Genomic DNA, 18,457 nt, shown 5'->3' on the forward strand with positions numbered 1-18,457 from the left:
TATATTGTTCGTTATGTCGAACTTCAATTCAAGGGGTGCCGTACTTTTCGTTAGGTAACCGAATGATGCTGGAAAATCGCCCACGTTCAGCCGCGGCCAGATACGCTTGGGGTCATGTTGGCAACTGCAGGCGAGGATGAGCAGCAGCTCTCTGAAACGGTGCGTATCGCGCGCGATCTGATTCGTATCAACACAACAAACAGGGGCGGGGGAGATGCCGAACCGGAGCGCCCCGCGGCAGACTACGTGGCCGCGTACCTTACTGAACTGGGCCTGCAGCCAGAGATTTTTGAGTCAAACCCGGGCCGCGCGAGTGTGGTTGCGCGAGTGGAGGGAACGGATCCCGAACTGCCCGCGCTCGTGTTGCACGGGCACCTCGATGTTGTGCCAGCTGACCCCGTCAACTGGTCGGTAGATCCGTTTGCTGGTGTTATCAAGGACGGCATGCTCTGGGGTCGTGGCGCTGTCGACATGAAGGACATGGATGCCATGATCCTGACCGCCATGGCTGAGCTGTTGCGCGCGGGTGAGTGCCCCGCCGCACCGTGATTCTTGCTTTTTTTGCTGACGAAGAGGCCGGTGGCGAGCTCGGTTCCCACTACATGGTCGAGCACCACCCCGAACTCTTCAAAGGGGCCGCAACGGCAATCAGCGAGGTCGGTGGTTACTCGATCGACGTCGAGGGCACCCGCGCCTATCTGATCCAGACCGGCGAAAAATCTCTCGATTGGATCAAGCTGCGCGCGCGGGGCACAGCGGCCCACGGCTCGCGAGTGTGGCAGGACAACGCAGTGACCAGGCTCGCCGAGGCTGTGGCGGCGCTCGGGCGACACGAGTGGCCCCTGAATTTATGCGACACCACTCGTGAACTCATCGATGCGCTCGCGGCGATTCTGGGTGAGCAGCCGACCGAGGCTGGTGCCGAAGACCTCGTGATGCGGCTTGGCAAGGGCGGCGGTTTCATTCACGCGAGTCTGCGCAACACAAGTAACCCGACGGTGCTGAACGCAGGCTACAAACACAACGTGATCCCTGACACAGCCGAGGCACTGGTCGACGTGCGGGCGATCCCCGCAGATCAGGCGACAATTCTCGACGAGGTACAGCGCATCGTGGGCGACGACATTGAGATCGAGGTCATGCACTCCGACATCGGCCTCGAGGTCCCTTTTGGCGGTGAACTGATCGAAGCGATGACTGCGAGTCTGCAGCGCCACGATCCTGAGGCGCGCGTGCTTCCCTATCTACTCTCGGGAGGCACCGATAACAAGGCGCTCTCGAAGCTTGGCATTACGGGCTATGGGTTTGCCCCGCTGCGGTTGCCTGCAGACCTTGACTTTCCGGGCATGTTCCACGGTATCGACGAGCGGGTGCCTCTTGACGCGATCGACTTCGGTCACCGCGTCCTCGTTGATCTGCTCCGCACATATTAAGGATCAGTCCGCTATTCTTGACGGCGGCCCTGTCACGTTTGCGTGAGTCTGGGCTGGGCGAGACCCCCTCGCTGTGAAAGGAAACATGGGAATCTTCGAGGCGATCCTGCTCGGCATTTTGCAAGGCCTGACCGAGTTCCTCCCGATCTCGTCGAGCGCGCACCTGCGGGTGGCGAGCGAACTTATGGGCATTGGTGACGCGGGAGCCGCGTTCACCGCGATCACGCAGATCGGCACCGAAGCCGCCGTGATTGTGTTCTTCTGGCGCGATATTGTGAGGATCATCGGCCGCTGGTTCCGTTCGCTCACAGGATCGGTGCCGCGCAAGGATCCCGACGCGCTCATGGGGTGGTGGATCATCATCGGCACGCTGCCGATCGTGGTGCTCGGACTGCTCTTTCAGGATCAGATTGAAACTACGCTGCGTTCGCTGTGGTTTGTCGCCATCAGCCTGATCGTATTTGGTCTGCTGCTCGGCGTCGCAGATCGCGTCGGACAAAAGGTGCGCCCGCTCGAAAAGCTCACGTGGAAGCACGGCCTCATCTACGGGTTTGCCCAGGCACTCGCGCTGATCCCCGGTGTCTCGCGTTCAGGCGGCACCATCACCGCTGGTCTCTTCATGGGCTACAAGCGCGAGGCAGCAGCGCGCTACTCGTTCCTGCTCGCGATCCCTGCCGTGCTCGGCTCCGGTTTCTACCAGGTGTACAAGGCGCTGAAGGCTCCTGAATCTGAGACGCCGATGAGTCTGACGCTCGTCGCTACCGTGGTCGCGTTTGTCGTTGCGATCTTCGTGATTGGCCTCTTCATGAAGTACATCTCAAAGGGCAGCTTCTTGCCGTTTGTCATCTACCGTGTGGTGGTCGGCGCTGCGATCATCGTGCTGCTGAGCACCGGAGTGCTCTCGGCCGATGGAGGTACCGCTGCGAGCGGGCAAACTCCGCCCGTTCAGACTCAGTCCGCCGAACTCACGACTGGAGCCGCGCTGTGAGAACCTGGACTCCGCCAGTACTGCCCGAGTTGCCTGGAGAGGGCCTGACGCCCAAACTCTTCAACACGGCGAAACAGCGACTCGAACACCCCGCAATTCCTGATGGCCGCGCACTTCTCTACGTGTGCGGCATTACGCCCTACGACGCGACCCATCTCGGGCACGCGTTCACCTACCTCACGTTTGACATCATGCAGCGGGCCTGGCGTGACGCGGGCATCGAAACCGTGTACGCGCAGAACATCACTGACATCGACGATCCACTGCTTGAACGCGCAAACGCTACGAACGTCGATTGGCAGGAGCTCGCGGAAGAACAGATTGGACTGTTCCGCTCAGACATGCACCGCATGGGCATGATCCCGCCCGAGCACTACGTCGCTGTGACCGAACAGATCACCGAGATCGCTGAGGCCGTGCGCGAGCTAAAGCAGCTTGGGTTTGCGTACGAGGTGCCCACGGAGGGTGCTGCCGGACACGACATCTATTTCGACATTGATGCTGCACAGCAGTCGTCGCAGTGGCGGCTCGGTGATGTTGCCCCCTACGGCCACGCTGTCATGCTGCAGCTGAGTGCTGAACGCGGCGGCGATCCCGAGCGACCCGGCAAGCGCAACGCGCTAGATCCTCTGCTGTGGCGTTCGGCCCGCGAGGGCGAGCCCAGCTGGCAGAGCCCGGTCGGTGAAGGGCGCCCAGGCTGGCACGTTGAATGCTCGGTCATTGCAACGCGCGCCCTCGGTGGTGCGTTCACGGTGCAGGGCGGTGGTGAGGACCTTGTCTTCCCACACCACGAGTTCACTGCGGCCCACGCCACGGCGCTCTCGGGCACCCCGCTCGCGCACGCGTATTGCCACGCTGGTCTCGTCTCGTATCAGGGTCACAAGATGTCAAAGTCGCGTGGCAATCTGGTGTTTGTTTCGAAGTTGCTGAACGCGGGGGCGGATCCGTCCGCGATTCGCCTCGGCCTGCTTGCTCACCACTACCGCTCGGAGTGGGAGTGGAGCGACGGTGACCTTGAGGTCGCGACGCGCAGGTTGAAGGGATGGCAGCAAGGCCTCACTCGTCAGAGTGATGACCCGGCGTCATCTCTCGCGGTGCTGCAGCAGCTGCGCGCAGCCCTCGCGAACGACCTCGACACGACCGTGATGCTCGCGACCCTCGACGCGGCGCTGGATCGTGGCGTCGACGACCCCAATCTGATCGCGGATGCCGTGACAGCCCTGCTCGGGGTGACGCTCTAGCTGACCCTGAGATTAACGCTCGGGGTTCTCATCCGGATCTTCGAATTTCGGCTTCGACTCACGGTCGTCTTCAAGGAACTTCTCGAACTCGAGCGCAATCGCATCGCCCGTTGACTCGGCAGCAAGCGCCTCGTCGCGCGACTCTTCCAACCTGCGAATGTAGCGTGACATCTCGTCGTCTGCCGCCGCGATCCGGTTAATGTTCGATTCCCACTCGTTCGCTTGCGCGAGCAGTTCACCGCGGGGGATCACAATGTCGAGCACTTCCTCGAGCTTGTCGAGCAGGGCCAGCGTTACCTTGGGTGATGGCGTGCTGTGTACGTAGTGCGGCACCTGGGCCCAGAGCGAGATGGGGGCGATTCCGGCCTCTGCGAGGGCAAGGTCTATCACCGTGGCGATCCCAGCTGGCCCCTCGTAGCTGCTGCGCACGGCACCGGTCTCGGCTCGACGCTTGGCGCTTTCCGTTGAAACCGTCGTGACGATTGGGCGAGAGTGTGGCGCGTCCGAGAACATCGATCCAAGGATGATGACGGTGTCGATCGCCCACACGTCAACAAGTTCGAGCACCTCGTCGGCGAAGTTCTGCCAGTCGCGCGCGGGCTCAACCCCGGCGAGCAAAAAAAGATCGGTGACGGGAGTGCCGTCGAGCCTGCGGACCGTCTCCGCAGGGGACTCGTCGGTGCCGTTGTTCTCAGACACGGGCTCCGCCGCGAGCTCTGCAGCAGCTCCGAGTACCGCGCTCGGCCGCTGAACCGTTCCCAAAAGACGGGTGTCTGGCCAGTCAAGAACCCTATTGCCTGCCTCGTCAAAGACCAGTTTTGGGCGATGCACCTGAAAGTCGACGTAACCTTCCGCCGCTATCACATGGAGAACTTCGGCGTCGATGAGCCCGCCAAGATGCTGGAGCACCTCGGTCGTGGCGTCGCCCGCGTCACTCCATCCCTGGAACGCCATGATGAGCACTCGAGGGCGTTGGGAATCGGATTCGGTCACTGGTGTGGGCTCCTCATAAGGGGTTGCGTCGGCGAGACGGGTGAATCTCTCTAGAATACCGACCGCGGCTGGATAGACTTGCTCGAATGAGCGAAGTTTCTTCCATACCCCCTTCCAGTTCTGCCCCGCGGCTGTGCTGTGGGACATGGATGGCACGCTGATCGATTCTGAGCCGCTCTGGCTCGAAGCCGAACTCGTGATGCTCGCCCGATACGGCATCGAGCTTACGTCAGAGGTAAAACACTGGCTGGTCGGTTCGGGGCTGCGCGCCGCGGCGGCAAGGTTTCAAGAACTCGGTGTGCCAATGTCTATCGACGAAATCATTGCTGAGTGGCGAGACGCTGTGATCGCGGGTTTGCTCGACGGCGAGCCGGTGTGGCGGCCCGGTGCCGTTGAACTACTTGCGTCGCTTCAAGCGGCAGGGATTCCAAGCGCACTGGTCACAATGGCTGTGCGGTCGATCGCGGACGCCGTGGTGGGCATGCTGCCAAAGGGATCGTTCGCAGCGATTATTGGGGGAGACGAGGTGGAGCGAGAGAAACCGGATCCCGATCCTTACCTTCGCGGCGCGGCACTGCTTGATGTACCGATCGAGCGCTGTCTCGCGATTGAAGATTCACCAACGGGACTGAGGGCCGCATACGCGGCAGGGGCGGTGACAATCGGTATACCCAACCTGATCGACCTGGTCGAGGCCCCGAGCCACGCACTGTGGCCGACGCTGGCGGGAGTCGACGCGAAGATCCTGAGCCAACGATTTACTCAGCTGCGGGGAGACGCCCGCAGTTCACAACCAGACGGAAGCAAGTAAGTAAGTGACAGAGAACACAATGCACACGCCCTCACCCAGCGGACCGCTTGGTTACGGTGATCGCGTCAAGCTCACTGGGCCGAAGGGGCGCATCAATACGATCACCCTGGTTCCAGATGGTGAGTTTCATAGCCACCGCGGTATTATTCCGCACGCGCAGTTGGTGGGGCTGCCCGATGCGTCGGTTGTTGTGAACAGCAACGGTGAGGAATACCTCGCGATTCGACCGCTGCTCTCAGATTTTGTGATGTCGATGCCCCGAGGTGCGGCGATCGTGTACCCGAAGGATGCCGCGCAGATCGTGTCCCTCGCTGATGTCTTTCCCGGATCTCGAGTCGTTGAAGCCGGGGTTGGTTCTGGCGCTCTGTCGCTGCACCTGCTTCGTGCGACGGGTGCGGACGGTGAGCTTTTCTCGTTCGAGCGACGGGAAGAGTTCGCGGATATCGCACGCGGCAATGTTGCCGCATTCTCGGGCTCGTTTCCCGAGAACTGGAGCATCACGGTGGGGGATCTGCAAGATGCGCTCCCCGCTCGCTGCGAGGCTGGCTCAATCGACCGGGTGGTGCTCGACATGCTCGCTCCCTGGGAGTGTGTCGACGTTGCTGCGACGGCCCTCAAACCGGGCGGCGTGCTGATTTGTTACGTTGCAACGGTGACCCAGCTGTCGCGCACGGCGGAGCAACTGCAACGGAGTGGATTGTTTACTCACCCGCAGTCATCTGAGACCCTCGTGCGCGGTTGGCACGTTGAGGGGCTCGCGGTGCGACCTGATCACCGAATGGTGGCTCACACCGGATTTCTGATTGCCGCCCGAAGGCTCGCCCCGGGCGCGGTGCTGCCAGAGCTGAAGCGGCGCGCCTCAAAGAGCGAATTCAGTGACGAGGATCTGGCAACCTGGCTTCCCGACCTTGGCGCGAACGGTGACGCAGCAGCCTGGGATCCAGAGAGTGTCGGTGAGCGCCCGAAGAGCGACAAAATTCTGCGTAAGAAGGTTCGAGACGCGCGGAAGTTTGCAGAGGAGCGCGGCGTGCAGGATCCCAGCCAGGATTCGATAGGATAGCTGAGTTCACACGCGTGGGGGATCCGCAAGGATCAACCACCCACAGTCTCTTGCAGAGGTGCATATGCTTCGTCGAATTGTTCCCGCTACTGCTGCCGCCGTGCTGCTACTCACGGGGCTCACTGCTTGCAGTGCGCAGCAGGATCAGTCGAGCGACTGTGTGGCGCAGCTAAAGCCTGGTGCGTTCAGTGATGGTGTGAAGGTGAAGAACGGCTTTGGTGAGTTGCCCGAGGTGACGATTCCCAAGGACATCGATATCGAGGTTTCGCAACGGTCCTTCGCTGAAAAGGCGAAAGATCGTAGCCAGCTTGCGGGTGAGAACACCCTTGTTTCCATGAATATGGCGCTCTACGACGCTACGACTAGCACTCCCGTATACGCAAGTCCCGCGTTTAGCGGGGAGGCGGCCGGGCCCGAGTTTTTGATGGTCTCAAAAGAGCAGTCAAACCCCGTGAGCGAGGCAGTCCGTTGTGCTGCGGTTGGTGACCGCATCGTAGTTGGTATTTCGGCAAAGGACGCTGCTCAGATCAGTGGCGATGATAAGACCACTCTGGTGGGTGTTATCGACGTTGTTGCTGAGAGCCCCTTCGGGCTCAGGGCAAGACACACGGACTGCCAAACGGCTTCCCTGCTGTCGTTACAAACGAAGAAGGTCGCCCCGGGGTGGTTGTGCCACCGGGCAATGCTCCTGAGGGTACTCGTTCCGCGGTGCGCATCGAGGGCGATGGTGCCAAGGTCAAGAGCACTGAGAACATAGTGGCTCAGGTCACCGAGGTACTGTGGGATCCAACCGTCACTGACAATTCCCAGAAGCTGCTCTCTGACACCTGGACGGACGGTCTTAAAGCGCTTGGCAACGAAGATCAGATTGCCCAGTCAGGTAACACTTTCCGCACCGAGCTCACCGGCAAGACAGTGGGATCGCAGGTCGTGGTTATCGAGAACACCGGTGGAGAGGCTCGCGTTCTCGTCGTAGATATCCTCGGAGTCAGCTGACGCGTGTCGAAAACCCCCGAACGCTCAACTGTTCCGAGCGAGCAGCGGGTCTTCGGTTTAGTTCTCGCGCTGGTAGCGAGTACCGAGGGCTTGACGAAGAGTTCTCTGCTCTCTTCGGTCTACGGCTACTCAGAGCGTTACCGACGTGGCGGCGATAACTCCACCCTTGAACGGCAGTTCGAGCGCGACAAGGAGTTATTGAGGTCACTCGGTATTCAGATTGAGACGCTCGATTCTCCGCTTGAGCCGGGCAATAACCTGCTCACTCGGTACCGCATTTCAAAAGAGCTTCTGCAGTTTCCCGAAGACCTCCGCTTCACCGAGCGCGAACTCATGCTTCTGCGGCTTGCCGCGGTTGCGTGGAGTGAGGGCAGCCTGAGTGCGGAGTCTCGTCGGGCCGCGATGAAACTTGAATCGCTGGGGGCCGGTCTTGATGTTCAGCATCTCGGGATCGCTCCACGTCTCGGCACTGCCGAACCCGCTGCCGCGCCTCTGCAGCGCGCAATTGACACCGGTGTCGTGGCGCATTTTGACTACACAATGCCGGGGCGAGACACCCCACTCATGCGAAGGGTCGCTCCGCTCCGACTGCATCGGGTTGACGGTCGTTGGCACCTTATCGCATGGGACCTTCAACGAAATGCGGATCGGGTCTTCCTTCTGTCTCGCATCTCGGGCGAGGTGCGAGTCGGACCAGAACCCTTTGAGCCAGAGTTGCATGAGCGAGCGGACGGCATCGTTGCTGACTTACTGCACCGTCGTGAAACTCAACTCGCGACGGTGCGAGTGCGAGCCGGAAGCGTTGCTGAGGCCCGGCTATCGTCGCGAATGACAACCTCTCAAGGCGTAGTCGGAGCACCGCAGTCGGGTGAGAATGTCGAGCTTGTTGTGGGCATGCTCGACGCGCACGTGCTCGCGGCCGAGCTTGTCGGTTACGGCGCAGATGTGACGGTGCTTTCGCCGCCAGAATTGCGCTCGCTTGTGGTCAACCGTCTCCGGGCGGTAGCGGCCGCGCACGCGGAGGCGGATCATGCATAAGGCTGTTCTGAGTTCTGACCGTGTGATGCTACTTCTCGCGCTTGTTCCTTACCTCGCGGAGCACGGTCCCACAACCGTGACCGAGCTCGCCGCGGCATTTGAAACTTCTCCGGCGCTCTTGCGTAAGCTTGTGACGATACTCGGAACCGCCGGTGTTCCTGGCGAGACCCTTACGTACCAAGACGACGACCTCTTCGACATCAACTGGGATGCGTTCGAACACGAAGATCTGGTGAGCCTCACGAGGGTGGTTGGCGTCGACGACGCTCCTCGATTTGCTCCCGCGGAGACCGCCGCATTAGTAGCTGGTTTGCACGCCCTGACAGGCGTACTGCCGCAGGAGTACGCAGATCTCGCCCGCGCAACCGCAGAGAAACTCGGAGCTGCGCTGGGCGATCCCGAGCGAACTGCCGCGATTACCGTTACCGCAGATCGCGAAGATGCGCGACTGCCGATTGCGGTTTCAGCGATCGAGCAACAAAGAGTGCTCGCGTTTGAGTATCGTGACGCGGCTGGTGAGCACACCTCTCGCACGGTCGATCCGATCGAGCTATCGCAGCACGGTGGCTCTTGGTACCTGCGAGCGCACTGTCACGACCGTGAAGCCGGTCGAACGTTTCGTCTCGACCATATGAGTGAGCTTCGACTGCTCGACCCTGTCGAGGCGTCGCAGCGGGCGCATCTTGCCCCTTCCCATGCAACCGACTCAGATCCTGACCAGCGCAGTTTTACAGTGACTGCCTCGCTGCCTGCACGCTTGCTGACACACATTCAGGGTTTCGACCCCGAGGTGGTTCAGGATCTGTCGGCTGATCGGGTTCTCGTTGCGATCGATGCCTGGCATGAGCGTGCGGCCATCCAATTAGTGCAGGTTGCTCCCGGCCAAATTGTGATTGAGTCGCCCGCAGCCGCGTGTGCCGCGGTTCGAGACTGGACCGCGCGTGCCCTCGCCGCGTACGACGTGTGAGCGTGACTCGCAGGCACCCTGGGATAAACTGAACAAATGGCAACTGAGGCGCGAAAGAAGCGCAACACCGAAGGGCGCATGAGCCTCGGTGCACACCTCGTTGAACTGCGAAAACGGCTGTTCATTTCGGCCGCGGCGATTGTCGTGGGGCTCGTCGCGGGCTGGTTTCTGTCAGCGTGGGTTTGGGACGTGCTGCGTGTTCCTATTCTGCAGCTTGAAGACAAAGGTCGTGACGCAATAATCGCTTACGGCGACATTACGGGTGCTTTCAACACCAAGATGCAGATTGCTCTGTTCGTCGCCATTCTGATTGCGTCGCCGGTGTGGCTCTACCAGATCTGGGCGTTTGTGGCCCCGGGGCTCACGAAGCGTGAGAAGCTTTACGGCGTGGCGTTTCTCGGTGCCGCGGTGCCGCTGTTTCTCGGTGGGGCTTTTGCCGGCTGGATTGTGATGCCGAACATTGTGCGACTGATGGCAAGTTTTCAACCGAAGGAAGACGCGTTCTATCTTGACGCGCGCAGCTATCTGGATTTCGCAACCAAGTTGCTTCTCGTTGTTGGTGTCGGATTCGTGATGCCGGTGTTTTTGGTGATGCTGAACTTCATTGGCGTGCTGCGAGGAGCATCGATTCTGAAGAGCTGGCGCATTGCCTTGCTCGTCATTATTCTCTTCGCGGGCATCGCCACCCCCGCGGCCGACCTCGTAAGCATGTTCTTGCTGGCGGCACCCATTATCGTGCTGTACTTTGCGGCGGCTGGCATCTCCATCCTGCACGATAAGCGGGTCGATAAGCGCCGGGCCAAGGAATTCGCCGATTACGATCTCGCGACGACCGACAGCGAGGATGTAGCGTGAGTGACCACCCCGCGCTCGCGCAGTTCTCTGCCCGCCTCGGTTACACACTAGACACGTTCCAGGTCACAGCCTGCGAGCGCCTCGAAGAAGGACGGAGCGTGCTGGTCGCGGCCCCACGGGTTCAGGCAAAACGACGATTGCGGAGTTTGCGGTGTACCTCGCCCGACGCGAGCGTGACGCACGAATCTTCTACACGGCCCCGATTAAGGCCCTGTCGAACCAGAAGTTCCACGAGCTCTGCGCGGAGTACGGTGAAGACGAGGTCGGCCTACTCACTGGCGACACCAACATTCGCGGAGATGCCCCGATCGTTGTGATGACGACCGAGGTGCTGCGCAACATGATTTACGCCGACTCAGAGGCACTGCACGACCTCGCGTTTGTGGTGCTCGACGAGGTGCACTATCTGGGTGATCGTTTTCGCGGGGCAGTGTGGGAAGAGATCATTCTCCACCTGCCGCGTGCGGTGAGACTGGTCTCGCTCTCTGCAACGGTGTCGAACGCCGAAGAGTTTGGTGACTGGATGCATGCGGTGCGGGGCGACACCGACGTGGTGCTATCTGAGCATCGCCCCGTTCCGCTGTATCAGCACGTCCTCACCTCAAAGGAATTGCTGCCCCTCTATGTCAGCGATGCTGGCGAATTAGTGGCGCGCGGAAGACTGAACCCGAGTTGCGCATGCTGGAGCGGAGGGGTGGTCCCGGAAACCGCGAGGTGAACGGCCGTGGTCGCAGTAGCGAGTATGGCAGCGCTCAGGGACGTAACCACTACGAGCGTGGGCAGCAGCGGGGCCATGGGCAGCAGAGCCGTGGCCAGCAGGGCCGAAATCAACGCAGTCGAGGCCGTGCCCCCGTGCGCACCAAACGAATATCGCGCGCCGACGTCGCTCGCGCCCTCGATGAAACCGAACTGTTGCCAGCGATCGTGTTTGTGTTCAGCCGCAACGGCTGCGACCAAGCTGTTCGACAGTGCCTCTACGACGGTATCCGGCTGACAACTCGCGAAGAACGCGACGAGATCCGCAGGGCGGCCCTCGCTGAGGTCGCAGACATGAGCGATGAAGAGCGGCGGGTGCTTGGAGTGAGCGAGTGGATCTCTGGCCTTGAGCGTGGCATCGCTGCGCACCACGCAGGCCTGCTGCCTGCGTTCAAAACCGTCGTTGAGCAACTGTTTCAGCGCCGACTCGTGAAGCTCGTCTATGCAACCGAAACCCTTGCACTCGGCATCAATATGCCGGCGCGTGCCGTTGCGATCGAGCGTCTTGACAAGTTCAACGGCGAAGAACGTGTGGCGCTCACCTCGGGCGAGTACACGCAGCTCACCGGGCGCGCTGGGCGTCGTGGCATTGACACTGAGGGGCACGCCATCGTGGTGTGGAACGACGGGGTCGAACTCGAGTCGCTAGCCCACCTGGCGGGCGCACGATCCTTCCCAGTGAAATCAAGCTTCCGCCCCACGGCAAACATGACCGTGAACTTACTGCAGCGCATGAACCTTGAGGTTGCGCGCGACACGCTGGAGCTCTCGTTCGCGCAGTTTCAGACAGATCGTGCGGTGGTCGATCATGCCCGCGAGCTGCGCGCGGAACAAGAGTCGCTTGCAAGCTACGACGCGGCAGCGGCGCGCGCGCACGGATCTGACCGCAAGCGTTGGGAGGATCGCGCGCGCAAGCTGCGTCGTAAGGTCGAGCGCGGTCGGCGGCAGATCGCTTCGCGCACTGGCACCATCGCGCGAACCTTCGAGCGGGTCGTGGAAGAACTGCTGCAGCTTGAGTACCTTGAGAGCGTCGAGGGCGAGCCCGAGGTAACACTCTGGGGAGAATTGCTGCGTCGAATCTACGGAGATCGGGACTTGCTCGTCGCGGAGTGCTTGCGCCATGATGCGTTCCGCGGGCTCGACGCCGCAGGTCTTGCCGCAATGTGCTGTGTGCTCAGCTATGAGCCACGTCGCGACGACGATATCGAGCCTCGTTTGCCCGGTGGGGCGGCCTTTGCTGCAGCCCACGACCGTGTGCTTGACACCTGGGTACTGCTTGACGACCTGGCTGAGCGCTACCGCCTACCTCGAACCGAGATGCCTCATGCCGGGCTCGCCTCAACCATGCATGCCTGGTCTCGAGGAATCTCAATTGAGCGGCTGCTCGAAGACACTGGCATTGGGGCAGGTGACTTTGTGCGCTGGTCGAAACAGACCATTGACCTGCTCGATCAGATTGCTCAGGCCTGTGAAGCGGCGGTGCTTGCGCAACTCGACGAGGATCGGCTCAGCGACCTTGCACAACTCGCACGTGAGGCAAAACGCAGCGTGCGGCGTGGCATCGTGGAAGCTTCAAGTTCAAGCTGATGGGTAAGTCAGACTTGCTGCTGCGCACGTCTCTCTGGAGGGCGCTGCTACTCGCTATCGCTGGTGGCCTGCTGCTCGATGCCGCGACGCCGTCACTCGGCTGGTGGTGGGCCGTGTTTCCAGGAGTTCTGGCGATCCTAATCGCCCTGTGGCAGCAACGAGTGTGGCGAGGCGCACTTATTGGGGCCGTTGCGGGGGCTGCTTTCTGGCTGCCGCATATCTCGTGGCTGACGCTGTATCTGGGGCCCGTGCCGTGGCTGGGGCTCTGTGGCCTCATGATTATCTGGTTTGGGTTGTTTGGTCTGCTCACGGCGGTCACAACACGCGGCATTGCCAGCCTTAAGTGGTTTGGGCATAGGCCCCTGCTGCTCGCCGTGGCTCAAGCGTTTGCCGTCGCAGGGTTGTGGGTTGCGCGCGAGCAGGTGCAGGGATCAGTGCCGTACGGTGGATTCCCCTGGGGAAGACTGGTGCACACTCAGGCCGATGGACCTCTCGCGCAGTCCGTCTCGTGGGTGGGGTTCGCGGGCTTGAGCGGTCTCATCGCACTCGCCTGCGCTGTGCCGGTCGCCGTATGGTTTGTGAGCCGGGCCTGGCGTGACTCGGCGCTGGATGCGTTCCGCGATCCTGTGCCGTTCGTAGCCGCTGGTGCCTCGCTGGCCCTGCTCCTGCTGCTGGCACTGGTTCCCGCTGCCTCGCTCGAGTCCAAGGGCACTCTGCGGGTTGCTGCCGTTCAGGGCAATTCCAAGTCGGGCATTTTTGATGACCGCGAATCCGGGGCGGTGCTGAACGACCACATCAAAGCGACGAAAGCTCTGCTCGACAATCTGGAAGCCAAGGGGGAGTCGGTTGACCTCATTGTGTGGCCCGAAAACAGTGCCGAGTTTAATTTTGCGGGCAACCGTATCGGACGGTTCCAGATCGAAGAACTCGCGGATCGCGCAAACGCTCCCATCGTGCTCGGTTCGGTGATGCCGAACGATGACGGCACCTACACCAACAGCACGTTAGTGTGGGGGAGCGCCGGCGAGGAGCCAGGGCGCTACGACAAAAACTACCCGGTACCATTTGCCGAGTACATGCCGAACCGCGACTTTTTCCACGCGCTCGCACCAGACCTGGTGGACTTGGTGCAGTTGGAGTATGTCCCGGCACACGTTCACCTGTGATTGACGTGGCGACCGATGCCGGGCCTGTGCGTGTGGGCATCGCGATTTGTTTCGACATCATCTTTGATCAGCAAGCGGTTGAGCTTGTGGGTGATGAGGCCGAGGTGGTTTTTGCGCAGACAAACAACGCTGACTTTGGACGCACCGACGAGAGCGCCCAGCAGCTTGCGATCGCTCGCATGCGTGCGATCGAAACGGGTCGAGCTCTCGTGAATATCTCAACGGTCGGCACAAGCGCTATTGTCGCGCCCGACGGTACCGATCTCGCGCAGCTGACACCCTTCACTGCCGATGCAATGGTCGCAGAGCTGCCGCTTGTGTCGGGAGAGACCCCCGCGCTTCGATTTGGTGCCGTTTTCGCAGCGCTTTGGGTTCTCTGCGGTGCGGCTGGAACAGGAGTGGGCGTCGCAGTTCTGCTGCGACGCCCACGTATCGCTTCCGATTAACCCTTGAAGGTCTCGAAGATATTCGTGTAGTTGGTGAGTTCCTCGTTGCTGCAGGGCTTCACCGGCTTCGCGAGATCGTAGCCCTTCGGAATCACGATAGCTTCGCTCTTTGCGAGCTCCGGCGACATCAGTTCGTCGGTGCCCTTCACACCCGAAGCGTAAGCCTGGAAGTTTACGGCCACGGCCATGTTCTTGGGATCAAGCATCCAGTTCAGGAAGGTCTTGGCCTGGTCGACGTTCTTGGCGCCCGACGGGATCGTGAAGTTGTCCTGCCACAGCGCGATGCCCTCCTTCGGGTACACGTAGGTGAGTGACGGCTTCTCTTGCATCGCGCGGTGTGCAGCACCGTTCCAGATCATCGCCATCGACTGCTCGCCGTTTGCGAGACGCTCAAGGATCGCGTCGCTGTTGATCGTGCCGACGTGTGGTTTGAACGCGGTGAGTAGATCCTGTGCCGCCTGCAACTCGGTACCGTCGGTGGTGCAGAACTCACCGCCCGTGGCACGAAGCGCGGAGTTCACAACCTCCACCTGGTCGTTCATCGTACCGACCTTGCCCGCAGAGGCGGGTGGATTGAAGTAGTCGTTCCAAGAGGTGAGGTCTTCTTTGATCACGTCCTTGTCATAAGCGAACGAGGTTGTGCCGTAGAGATATGGGGTTGAATACTGGCGGCCCTCGTCGAAATAGACATCGAGGAAGTCATCCTTAATGTTGCCGCCGTTGGGTAAGGTCGAAGCATCGAACTTCATCAGCAGGCCGTCGTTCTTCAGAATCTCAACCATGTAGTCGCTCGGCACCACCACGTCGTACCCCGCGCCGTCAGAGGCGCGAAGTTTGGCCTCAAGGTTTTCGTTGCTGTCGAAGTAGTCGACGTTGAGCTTGATCCCGTGTCTTTTGTGAATTTCTTTACGAGCTCGTCGGGAAAGTAGTCGCTCCAGGTGTAAAGGTTCAGTTCGCCGCTCGTTGCCTCGACGTACGTTGACGAGGCCTTGTTTCCGCTGTCGCTGCTGCCGCTATCGCTGACCCCACCTCCACACGAGGTGAGCGCGAGAGCGCCAACCGCGCCGATGGCGAATGCCGAAATGACCCGTGATTTTCGCAGTGAATTACGCATGTTTATTACTCCTTCGTTGAGACTGCAGGAACGTGATGGTGGTAACGACGATTGCCAGCACAAGCAGCATGGTTGCCACCACGTTGACTGCTGGGCTCGCGCCTCGTCGAATCAAACTGAACAGGAACACCGGCAGCGGGGTCGCCCCGCGGCCGAGAGGAAATTCGAGATGATGAAGTCGTCGAGTGAGATCACAAACGCGAGGATCGCGCCCGAGATGATTCCCGGTACGAGCAACGGCAGTGTGACCCTGCGGAACACCTGCAGGTTTGTAGCTCCCAGGTCTGTCGCGGCCTCGAAGTAGGTGTTTCCGAGGCCTTTCAGTCGCGCCCGAATTGGCATGAGAGCAAACGGAATGCAGAATGACGTGTGGGCGAGAATCAGGGCGAACATACCGGGCTGCAAACCGATCATACGAATGAATCCGAGCGTTGCAACCGCGAGCACAATCTCTGGGATCACAAGTGGAGCGGTCAGGATCGCGGTGGCGATTGCACTGCCCTGCCTGCGTAGCCGTTCGACCGACAGGGCAAACAGGATCGAGAAGATCGTGGCGACGACGGTGGCGACCACCGCGATCTGCAGTGACACCCAGACCGAACTCATCAGGTTCGAGTTCTGCGCGACCTCTCCGAACCAACGCAAACTGAACCCCTTCCACACCAGGGCAGAGGATCCATCGTTGAACGCGTAGATTGTCGTAATGATGATGGGAACGTAGAGAAAGACGAGCGCAAAAATTGAGATCGGAGCAACACCCGGAAAGTCTCGCAGGCGCAGCGCGCGTGAAGGCCTGCGGTCTCGCCGAGTGATGGTGTCGACGGGCTTAGTTGCATCGGTGTAGGTCATAGCGAGATCTCCACCTTTCGTCCCGACTTTCGGGAGTAGAACGCGATCGCCATGAGTGCGATCATCAGCATGACGAGAATAATGACGGAGAGTGCCGCACCAAACGGCCAGTTGCGCGCATCCCCGAACTGCGAAGCGATGAGGTTACCGATGAGCAGCACCTTGCCGCCACCGAGCAACACGGGCTGCACGTAAGAGCCAAATGCTGGCATAAACACGAGCAGCACCCCCGAAATAATGCCGGGCGTCGCAATAGGCAAGATGATGCGGCGAATGACAGTCCACTTGCGCGCACCGAGGTCATACGCAGCTTCAGCGAGCCGGAAGTCGAAGCCCGCGAGTGATGCATAGATCGGCAGCACCATAAACGGCAGGAACGTGTAGATCAGGCCGAGCTGTGACGCGAAGGGCGTGTAAAGCAACTCCATCTTGCCGAAACCGAGAGCCGACGAGGCGTTGTTGACGATCCCGTTGTCGTTGAGGATCAGCATCCAGGCGTAGGTGCGCACGAGCAGGTTTGTCCAGAACGGGATCGTCACGATCAACACAAGAAAGTTTTGCAGTTTTGCGGAGCGTGTGGCCATCCACAATGCGAGCGGAAACGAGAGTAACAGACAGACTGCCGTGGTGACCAGGGCCTGCCAGAGTGAGTCTCCGAACACCCGCAGATAACGCGGGTCGAAGGTGGTGTTGCCGACGAAGTCGCTCTGAAAGAGAAAACTGATGTAGGGATCGAGCGTGAAGTCGTAGACGACACCGCCACCCTGCGGGGGCCGTGACATAAAGGAAAACAGCACGATAATGACGAGCGGGCCGACCGTGAATAACAGGCCGATGATGATCGCCGGTGTGCTCGCGAGCCACCCCAGTTGGCCGGGTCGGCATGGGGTGCGCAGTCTGTTTGGTTTCGCTGTTGTTGTGGGTGCCGTCTGGCTGGCAGGATCCTGCGCTCGCTCTGGCGCCTGCACGCTCATGACCGCACCTCGGCGGGTTCCGATGTGAGCGGCCGCAGCGCGGTCGGCTCTGCATACAGTGAGACACGCGCCTCAGGACGAAGATCGTCGTGGAACGGCGGTGGGATCCGAACGCTCATCTCGGTGCCGTCGTCGAGTGCCACTGTGCAGCGCAGGTCCGTGCCCATGTAGACCAGCTTCGAAATGGTGCCGCTCGCAAAGCGGTGTCCGCCAGCGGAAAGGCTGATTCGCTCAGGCCGAATCGTAACGGTCACTGTGCCATCGGGGGTCGGCACCGATTTCGGCAAGACCACGGGCTCACCACCCGGCAGCTGTACCTGGATGAGGTCATCACCGTCGACATCGACCCTGGTTGCCGGGGTCTTGACGAAGTTAGTTTCTCCAATGAAGTCGGCGACGAAGCGACTCACCGGCTTTTCGTAGATCTCTTCGGGGGTGCCAATCTGCTCGGGTCGACCCTGATTAAACACCGCGATCCGGTCGCCCATGCTCAGGGCCTCTTCCTGATCGTGGGTGACAAACACAAAGGTGATGCCTGTTGTGCGCTGCAAGCGCTTGAGCTCGCTCTGCATGCCGCGGCGCAGTTTGAGGTCGAGGGCCGCGAGGGGCTCGTCAAGCAGCAGTACCTCTGGCTGCTTGGCCAAAGCCCGAGCGAGCGCCACGCGCTGCTGTTGACCCCCGGAGAGCTGGTCGGGCTTGCGGTTCGCCATCTGCGAGAGCTGTACGAGCTCCAGCATCTCTTGCACACGATCACGAATCTCACTCTTCGGTTTGCGCTCCATCTGCAGTCCAAACGCGATGTTTTCAGAGATCGTGAGGTGCGGGAAGAGCGCGTACGACTGAAACACCGTGTTGACGGGCCTATCGTGTGGGGCGAGTTGGTCGATCCTGCGACTGCCGAGCAAGATCTGACCCTCGTCAAGTGTCTCAAGCCCCGCAATACTGCGAAGCAGTGTGGTTTTCCCGCAGCCTGAAGGCCCAAGCATCACAAAGAACTCACCCTGTTTAATCGAGAACGAAACGTCGTCGATCGCGTTGAGTTCCACTTTTTCTGGAGTCATGAATGACTTACGCGCGTGTGAAATCGTAAGTTCTCGGGAGGGGAGTCTTCTGGGGCAATACGGTCGAACCCGCTGATGGTCGGGATGGGCGTTGTCATAGCGTCGCCAACTCTCTCGCTAGC

At 60.5% G+C, this 18,457-nt stretch carries 17 protein-coding genes and 2 pseudogenes; 13 read left to right on the forward strand and 6 right to left on the reverse strand.

The window, feature by feature from the left end; translation table 11 throughout:
- Positions 1 to 114: 114 nt before the first annotated feature.
- The 3 genes and pseudogenes from G7066_RS06630 to mshC all read left to right on the forward strand — a co-directional run bounded on the left by G7066_RS06630 (position 115) and on the right by mshC (position 3,662).
- Positions 115 to 1,433, forward strand: a pseudogene (locus tag G7066_RS06630) (M20/M25/M40 family metallo-hydrolase).
- Positions 1,434 to 1,518: 85 nt separating this feature from the next.
- A complete protein-coding gene (locus G7066_RS06635) occupies positions 1,519 to 2,421 on the forward strand; it encodes an undecaprenyl-diphosphate phosphatase (protein ID WP_166329931.1) in 903 nt (300 codons plus the stop codon).
- Complete coding sequence (gene mshC / locus G7066_RS06640; RefSeq protein ID WP_166329933.1) at positions 2,418 to 3,662, forward strand: cysteine--1-D-myo-inosityl 2-amino-2-deoxy-alpha-D-glucopyranoside ligase; 1,245 nt, start codon at positions 2,418 to 2,420, stop codon at positions 3,660 to 3,662. The genes G7066_RS06635 and mshC overlap by 4 nt, the downstream gene beginning before the upstream one ends.
- Positions 3,663 to 3,674: 12 nt before the next feature.
- Here the strand turns inward: mshC and G7066_RS06645 are convergent, their stop codons facing one another.
- Positions 3,675 to 4,655 carry a proteasome assembly chaperone family protein gene (locus G7066_RS06645; protein WP_244303338.1) on the reverse strand — a complete coding sequence of 327 codons (981 nt, stop codon included), beginning with the start codon at positions 4,653 to 4,655 and terminating at the stop codon, positions 3,675 to 3,677.
- 133 nt (positions 4,656 to 4,788) lie between these two features.
- On the opposite strand from G7066_RS06645, the gene G7066_RS06650 reads away from it, so the two are divergent.
- The 10 genes and pseudogenes from G7066_RS06650 (at position 4,789) to G7066_RS06685 (ending at position 14,337) form a co-directional block, all read left to right on the forward strand.
- Positions 4,789 to 5,466 carry an HAD family hydrolase gene (locus G7066_RS06650; RefSeq protein WP_280116254.1) on the forward strand — a complete coding sequence of 226 codons (678 nt, stop codon included), beginning with the start codon at positions 4,789 to 4,791 and terminating at the stop codon, positions 5,464 to 5,466.
- A gap of 19 nt (positions 5,467 to 5,485) precedes the next feature.
- The gene (locus tag G7066_RS06655) at positions 5,486 to 6,526 is read left to right on the forward strand and encodes a tRNA (adenine-N1)-methyltransferase (protein ID WP_166331950.1); all 1,041 of its coding nucleotides are present in this window, start codon (positions 5,486 to 5,488) and stop codon (positions 6,524 to 6,526) included.
- A gap of 64 nt (positions 6,527 to 6,590) precedes the next feature.
- A complete protein-coding gene (locus G7066_RS06660) occupies positions 6,591 to 7,283 on the forward strand; it encodes a hypothetical protein (protein WP_244303339.1) in 693 nt (230 codons plus the stop codon).
- Positions 7,283 to 7,522 carry a hypothetical protein gene (locus G7066_RS15910; RefSeq protein ID WP_244303340.1) on the forward strand — a complete coding sequence of 80 codons (240 nt, stop codon included), beginning with the start codon at positions 7,283 to 7,285 and terminating at the stop codon, positions 7,520 to 7,522. Before G7066_RS06660 ends, G7066_RS15910 begins: the two co-directional genes overlap by 1 nt.
- A 3-nt stretch (positions 7,523 to 7,525) precedes the next feature.
- Positions 7,526 to 8,560: a helix-turn-helix transcriptional regulator gene (locus G7066_RS06665; RefSeq protein ID WP_166329937.1), complete on the forward strand. Its 1,035-nt coding sequence runs from the start codon at positions 7,526 to 7,528 to the stop codon at positions 8,558 to 8,560.
- The gene (locus tag G7066_RS06670) at positions 8,553 to 9,527 is read left to right on the forward strand and encodes a helix-turn-helix transcriptional regulator (RefSeq protein ID WP_166329939.1); all 975 of its coding nucleotides are present in this window, start codon (positions 8,553 to 8,555) and stop codon (positions 9,525 to 9,527) included. Before G7066_RS06665 ends, G7066_RS06670 begins: the two co-directional genes overlap by 8 nt.
- Positions 9,528 to 9,563: 36 nt before the next feature.
- Positions 9,564 to 10,382: a twin-arginine translocase subunit TatC gene (tatC, locus tag G7066_RS06675; RefSeq protein WP_244303341.1), complete on the forward strand. Its 819-nt coding sequence runs from the start codon at positions 9,564 to 9,566 to the stop codon at positions 10,380 to 10,382.
- Positions 10,379 to 12,725 (forward strand): annotated as a pseudogene (locus G7066_RS06680) (DEAD/DEAH box helicase). The gene tatC and the pseudogene G7066_RS06680 overlap by 4 nt, the downstream one beginning before the upstream one ends.
- On the forward strand, positions 12,725 to 13,891 hold the full coding sequence (locus tag G7066_RS15915) for an apolipoprotein N-acyltransferase (RefSeq protein ID WP_244303342.1): 1,167 nt from the start codon (positions 12,725 to 12,727) through the stop codon (positions 13,889 to 13,891). Before G7066_RS06680 ends, G7066_RS15915 begins: the two are co-directional and overlap by 1 nt.
- The gene (locus tag G7066_RS06685) at positions 13,789 to 14,337 is read left to right on the forward strand and encodes a nitrilase-related carbon-nitrogen hydrolase (protein ID WP_244303380.1); all 549 of its coding nucleotides are present in this window, start codon (positions 13,789 to 13,791) and stop codon (positions 14,335 to 14,337) included. Before G7066_RS15915 ends, G7066_RS06685 begins: the two co-directional genes overlap by 103 nt.
- Here the strand turns inward: G7066_RS06685 and G7066_RS06690 are convergent.
- The 5 genes from G7066_RS06690 to G7066_RS06705 form a co-directional block, all read right to left on the reverse strand.
- The gene (locus G7066_RS06690; protein WP_244303381.1) at positions 14,334 to 15,221 is read right to left on the reverse strand and encodes an extracellular solute-binding protein; all 888 of its coding nucleotides are present in this window, start codon (positions 15,219 to 15,221) and stop codon (positions 14,334 to 14,336) included. The two genes, G7066_RS06685 and G7066_RS06690, sit on opposite strands and share 4 nt — an antisense overlap.
- On the reverse strand, positions 15,104 to 15,451 hold the full coding sequence (locus G7066_RS15920; protein ID WP_244303343.1) for a hypothetical protein: 348 nt from the start codon (positions 15,449 to 15,451) through the stop codon (positions 15,104 to 15,106). The genes G7066_RS06690 and G7066_RS15920 overlap by 118 nt, the downstream gene beginning before the upstream one ends.
- A gap of 111 nt (positions 15,452 to 15,562) precedes the next feature.
- On the reverse strand, positions 15,563 to 16,300 hold the full coding sequence (locus G7066_RS06695) for an ABC transporter permease (RefSeq protein WP_166329943.1): 738 nt from the start codon (positions 16,298 to 16,300) through the stop codon (positions 15,563 to 15,565).
- Positions 16,297 to 17,274, reverse strand: coding sequence for an ABC transporter permease (locus G7066_RS06700; RefSeq protein ID WP_166329945.1), 978 nt, complete (start codon positions 17,272 to 17,274; stop codon positions 16,297 to 16,299). The genes G7066_RS06695 and G7066_RS06700 overlap by 4 nt, the downstream gene beginning before the upstream one ends.
- Entirely contained in the window at positions 17,271 to 18,335 is a 1,065-nt protein-coding gene (locus G7066_RS06705) for an ABC transporter ATP-binding protein (RefSeq protein ID WP_166329947.1), read from the reverse strand. Before G7066_RS06705 ends, G7066_RS06700 begins: the two co-directional genes overlap by 4 nt.
- Positions 18,336 to 18,457 lie beyond the last annotated feature (122 nt).

The sequence above is a fragment of the Leucobacter coleopterorum genome, from assembly GCF_011382985.1.
In the GTDB taxonomy this organism is placed as follows: domain Bacteria; phylum Actinomycetota; class Actinomycetes; order Actinomycetales; family Microbacteriaceae; genus Leucobacter; species Leucobacter coleopterorum.